2 protein-coding genes are annotated in these 4,373 nt (G+C 67.3%); both read left to right on the forward strand.

What is annotated here, in order from left to right; translation table 11 throughout:
- Positions 1 to 2,721, forward strand: a 2,721-nt coding sequence (locus tag U9978_RS23770; protein WP_322763375.1) for a PKD domain-containing protein, incomplete at its 5' end; no start/stop codon positions are given.
- 85 nt (positions 2,722 to 2,806) lie between these two features.
- Positions 2,807 to 4,373 (forward strand): PKD domain-containing protein (locus U9978_RS23775; RefSeq protein ID WP_322763376.1); only part of this gene is annotated, 1,567 nt, incomplete at its 3' end.

The following is a 4,373-nucleotide window of genomic DNA, read 5'->3' on the forward strand; positions in this document are numbered from 1 at the left end:
GGTGAGGGTGGTGCGGATCTGTCGGCGGCGCAGTCGGGTGCGGATGCGTATGTGGCGAACGGGTCGGACGGGTCGGTGCGGCGGGTGGATGGTGCGACGTTCGCCGTCGGGAACGCGGTGCGGTTCGCGAATGCGGGGCAGTCGGTGGCGGTGTATCCGGGGCGGCAGGCGGTGTATGCGGTGACGGCGCAGTCGGGTTTGGTGACGACGGCTGATCCGCTGACGTTGCAGGTGCGGGCGCAGCAGTCGCTGGCGGCGCGGGTGTCGGCCGGGGCGGCGCAGGTGGATGGTGCGGGTCGGTTGTGGCTGGTGGATGCCAATACCGGTGATCTGATCTGGCTCGACGGCGCGGGTAGGCATACCCGGCGGGGGGCCGTCGATCCGGCGCGGGCGACGTTGGTGCGTTCGGGTGACACGGTCGTGATCGTTGATGTTGTCGCGCGGACCGCTCGTCCGTTGCGTGCCGATGGCGGTACGGATACCGGTGGGTGTGTGGATACGCAGGCTGGTGATACCACCGTCACGCTGGCCGGCTCGCCGTCGGCTGATCGGGTGTATGCGGCGAGTGGTCGGCGTGGTGTGTTGTTGGTGTCGGATCTGTCGCGTGGGTCGTGTGACACGGCGGTGGATCTACGGGCGGCTGGTCATGATCTGGGTGCGCCGCATGAGGCGGCTGGCAGGGTGTTCGTCCCGGATTTCACCGCGGGGCAGGTGATTGTGGTGGATGTTGCTGCGCGGCGGCTGGTTGCGAGTGCCAAGGTGTTGCCGGAGCGGACCCGGTTCGAGTTGGTGTCGCAGGGTTCGTTCGTGTTCTACAACGATCCTCACAGTGCCCAGGCGGGGGTGGTGCGTCTGGACGGATCGGTTCGGGAGATCCGTAAGTACGAAGCCAAGAATCCCGGCAACGGGGTGGTTCAGGGGTCGGGTTCGGGGAATACGTCCCAGTCCCAGCCCACCCAGCCTCCTGTGAGCTCGCAGCCGACCGGGCCGACGACTCCGCCGACCGGCCAGCCGGAGCCTGCGAAGGGGGACGTGCAGATCCAGGTGTCGGCGACTCGGGTGGTTGTCGGTCAGCCGGTGGTACTGCGGGTGGTCGCTGCCAATGGCGGGATCATTGCCTCCGTTCAGTGGATGTTCGGGGATGATGCGGTGGCCTCCGGTGTGCAGGTCGGCTATTCCTGGCCGAAGCCCGGTGTCTATACCGTGAAGGCGCAGACCCGGCTCGCCGACGGCCGCCGGGCAACCCCGACCGTCACGATCACCGTCTCGGAGTCCATGCCACAGACCTCGAAGACCCTGACATCTGCCCCCACGCCCACCCAAACCTCCAGCCAGACTGCCACTGGTAACGAAGGTGGAGACGGCGGTGTAAAGGGCGGCGAAAGCGGTGTGCTCACAGCAGCACTCGATGTAACCCCGCAGCGTGGCCCGGCACCGCTGGACGTGACGGCGGACGCCTCGGGCTCGAAGGCGGGTTCGGCTCCGATCGTGAGTTACACTTTCGACTTCGGTGACCGGACTGCGCAGGTCGGCCCGCAGGCCGGGGCCACGGCCACCCACCGCTTCACCCAATCCGGGTCCTACACCGTCACACTGACAGTGACCGACCGCAGTGGCGTGACAGCTACTCGCGCTGCCTCCGTCGCCGTTGGAGCGGTGGAAACCGGGCCGACCGCCAGGCTTTCGGTCGCCCGTGTCGCGGGGAGCGGGCCCTTGGATGCCGCAGCGGACGCTTCGGGCTCGATGGCGGGCTCGGCCCCCATCGTGAGCTACGAGTTCGATTTCGGTGACGGGACTCAGTCCGGAAGGCAGACGACGCCGACCGCGACCCACCTCTATTCCACCCCGGGCACATATAGCCCGAGCGTCACGGTGACCGACGCGTCCGGCCGGAAGGACACATTCACCACCCAGTACATTGCGCAACAGCTCACGCTGGCGGTATCGGTCAGCGGGAATGGCAGCGGCAAGGTGACCGGCCCGGACGAGCTGTTCTGCCCGGACGTGTGCCAGGCGCATCTGAACCCCGGCACCCAGGCGACCCTGTCGGCTGCGGCCGTATCGGGCTCGACGTTCGGCGGATGGTCGGGTGACTGCACCGGCACCGGGACGACGTGCACCGTCACCATGGACCGGGCGCGCAACGTCACCGCCCGGTTCGACACGACCGGGCCGAGTACCTATCCGCTCACCGTGACGGTAAACGGCAACGGTCGAGTCGATGTCAGCGGTTTTGTCAGCGGATCGTTGGGGAGCTGCAGCGCGACCTGCACCGTCGACGCCAGAGCCGGTGAGGATGTGACGCTGACCGCCTGGCCGGCATCGGGCTGGAATATCAGCGGATGGTCGGCGAGTGGCTGTGCGGGGTCGTCGTGCACCGTCACCATGGACCGGGCGCGGAATGTCACGGCGACCTTCGCCCAGCAGGACCAGCCCCCAAAGGCCGCGCTTACTGCCAATCCTTCTAGTGATTACGATAATGTCGATACCCGTCTTGACGCATCGGGATCTTCGGACAACGACTCGACGCCGATCCGGGACTACACCTTCGATTTCGGCGATGGCAGCCCTCGGGTAACACAGACTGATCCGCGCGTCTCCCACACCTATTCAATGAACCCTGCGAAAAAATATACTTACTATCATGCGACGGTGTACGTCACTGATACTGCCGGGAAGACCAGTTCGGCGCAGGTATCTATTACGGTGATTTGCTGTTGATCGTTCTTCCGGATAAGGGAATGCGGTGACGACGATGGGGCGATCCCGGCGTCACGGTCGTGCGGGAGCGGCCCGCCGGAGCCGGGTGCGGTCGACTCGTTGGGTGCCGGCGGCATTGGCTGGCGTCGTCATTGTGGGTGCCTTGGTGGCGGCCGGCTGGCCGGGGAATGTTCCGACGCGGTCGGTGGCGTTGGATGACGGGTCGGCGTGGTTGGTGTCCTCAGTTGGTCAGGCAGCGCTGGTGGACGGGGCGTCCGCGCAGGTGGTAGCCCAGGTCACGGTGCCTTCCGCGGGGTCGGGGGCGCTGGCCGCCACGCAGTCGGGGTCGGATGCCTACGTCTCGAACACCGCGGATGGCAGTGTGCGGCGGGTCGACGGTGCCACGTTCGGCGTGTCGGGGGGTGTCCGGTTCGGTAATCCTGGCGAGCCGCTGGCCGTCTACGCCGGGCGGCAGGCGCTGTTCGCGATCGGGGAACGGACCGGCTCGGTGAGCACGGCCGATCCGCTGACGTTGCGGAAGCTGCGCGACGATCAGTCACTGGCTGCGCGGATACCCGCGGGCGGTGCACTGGTCGACGGTGCGGGCCGGCTGTGGGTGGTTGACGGCGACAGCGGGAAAATTGTCCGGCTGGACGCTGCCGGCCGCCATGATGTAGCGGGCTCGGTTGATCCGGCCCGTTCCACGCTGGTGCCGATCGGTGACCGGGTGGCGGTGGTTGACCTCGGGGCGCGCACGGTTCGGACGCTCGGCGACGGCGGCGTTTCCGCTCCGGTGGCGTGCGTGGATGCCCGGGCGGGAGACAATACGGTTCGGGTGGCCGGGTCGGCCACGGGCGACCATGTGTATGCGGTGTCGGGCCAGCGGGGCGTGCTGCTGGTATCGAACCTGTCGCAGAAATCCTGCGAGGATATTGTCATCGACCTGAAAATGGCTGGCACCGAGTTGGGGGTGCCGCGCGAGGCAGCCGGGAAGGTATTCGTCCCGAATCTGACCACCGGTCAGGTGAGCGTGGTCGACATCGCCAGTCGAAGTGTGGTCACCAAGAAAGTGTTGGATCCGCCGGCGCGATTCGAACTGGTGCCGCAGGGTTCGTTCGTATTCTACAACGATCCGGCGACCGCCAGGGCGGGGGTCATCCGGCTGGACGGGTCCGTTCGGGAGATCCGCAAATACGATCCCAAGAATCCGGGCGCGGGTGTGGTTCCCAGCGCCGATTCGGGGAACCAGACAGCACCCCCGCCCATCCAGCCGCCCGTTACGCCACGGCCGACGCCCCCGCCGACTCCACGGCCGGCTGCGTCGCCTACTGGTCAGCCGCCCAAGGGGGATGTGCAGATCCAGGTGTCGGCAACCAATGTTGCTGTCAATCAGCCGGTGGCGATGCGGGTGGTCGCGACGAACGGCGGAATCGTCGCCTCCGTGGCGTGGACGTTCGGCGATGATGCTCCGGCATCCGGCGTCCAGGTCAGCCATTCCTGGCCGAAGCCCGGTGTCTACACCGTGCAGGCGCAGACCCGCCTCGCCGACGGCCGCCAGGCCACCCCGACCGCCACGATCACCGTGCTCGCCGACGCGCAACCGGTGGTGCCACCGACGCCACATCCCACGGACAGCCTCGACCATCCGACCGCCACCCCGACCCGCACTGCGT

This window comes from Protofrankia sp. Cr2, from assembly GCF_963555885.1.
Lineage (GTDB): Bacteria > Actinomycetota > Actinomycetes > Frankiales > Frankiaceae > Protofrankia.